General features: G+C 64.1%; 1 protein-coding gene. It reads right to left on the bottom strand.

The features are described 5' to 3' along the window. Window positions 1-1,176, bottom strand: a 1,176-nt coding sequence (locus tag AC5Y5V_RS31310; RefSeq protein ID WP_499942947.1) for an IS110 family RNA-guided transposase, incomplete at its 3' end; no start/stop codon positions are given. Window positions 1,177-1,394 lie beyond the last annotated feature (218 nt).

Genomic DNA, 1,394 nt, shown 5'->3' with positions numbered 1-1,394 from the left:
GTGTTCGTCGTAGGGGGTGTGGTGGCGTAGGCAGCCGTGGAGGATGCCGACCAGGCGGTTGCCCACAGCGCGTAGTGCTTGGTGGTGGGTGTTGCCGGCGGCGCGATGGTGGTCGTAGAGCTGGCGCACGCCTGGACTGGTGTTCATTGCGCAGAAGGCCCATTGGTCGATTGCGTCAAAGAGACGTTTGTTGCGGACATAGCGGGCCAGTACCGCATGTTTTTTACCTGAGGCCACGGTCAGGGGTGAGGTTCCGGCGTAGTTCTTGCGACACTTGGCGGTGGTGTAGCGGTTCGGGTCGTCCCCGAACTCACCGAGCACCCGGGCGCCGAGGATGACACCAAGTCCTGGCAGGGAACGGTAGATGTCGGCGTCCGGGTGTTGCTCAAAATGTTCGGCCAGTGCGTTCTCAAGCTCACGAATCTGGGTGTTCAGTTCGGCGATGACGTGTACGGCGGCGGTGGTGGTGGCCCCGAATGCCGCGGTCAGCTTTGCTGGTGCGCTGAGGTGCTCAGCGCGCAGCAGCGCCTGGATCTCACGGGCGCGGGTATCGATATTGCGTTGGCGTCCACCGGCTTTGAGTGCAGCCCCGATTTTGGACAGGCTCAGCCGCGCGCCCTGTTCGGGGGTGGGGGCACGACCCAGGACCGCCAGTGCATCACGGTCGGCCAGGTTATCGAAGGCCACCAAGGCGCCCGGGTAGTACTCGCGCAGCGCGCTGCGCAGCATGTTGGTGTGGCGGATACGCGCCCAGATCAGGCTCTGATGAGTGCGAGCGAGCACCTTGATTGCCTCGGCCTGCGGGGTATCCCCCGCGATCTGGAGGTGATTGTGCCGGTCGGTGCGCACCACATCGGCGAGCAACTTGGCGTCCGCGGCATCAGATTTCGCCCCCGATACGTGGTGGCGGTCGCGGTAGCGGGCGGCGGCCTTGGGATTGATCGCCCACACCTGATACCCCGCCGCGGCCAGGGCGTTGACCCACAAACCCCGGTCGAGTTCGATCCCCACCTGCACCCGGGCGGGGTCGTCGACGTGCTCGGCGATCAGCTCGTGCAACGCCGTGATCCCGGCCAGCCCTTCAGGTAATCGTTTAGCTGCCAGTCGCCTCCCGTCGCCGTCCATGACGAATACGTCGTGATGGTCTTCGGCCCAGTCATCGCCCACGAAGATCATCGATGTCCACCTCCCTTGTGTCGTCAACTCACATTCGAGCCCGAGGACACCGGCGCGGACTAATGGATCAGTGCTCGTGCTGGCACGACATCCCATCAGCGCTAGAGGCGACCTCACCAAACCAGTCGGGGCACGGTCTTTTGCTAGAGGTCGACGTCCGCCCCAGTGCGAGTAATAGTGCTCACCGACTGATCGGCTCGATGATCAGCGTCACGCCA

This window comes from Mycobacterium sp. NGS68 (assembly GCF_059812195.1).
This window is presented reverse-complemented; position numbering and strand designations above follow the sequence as displayed.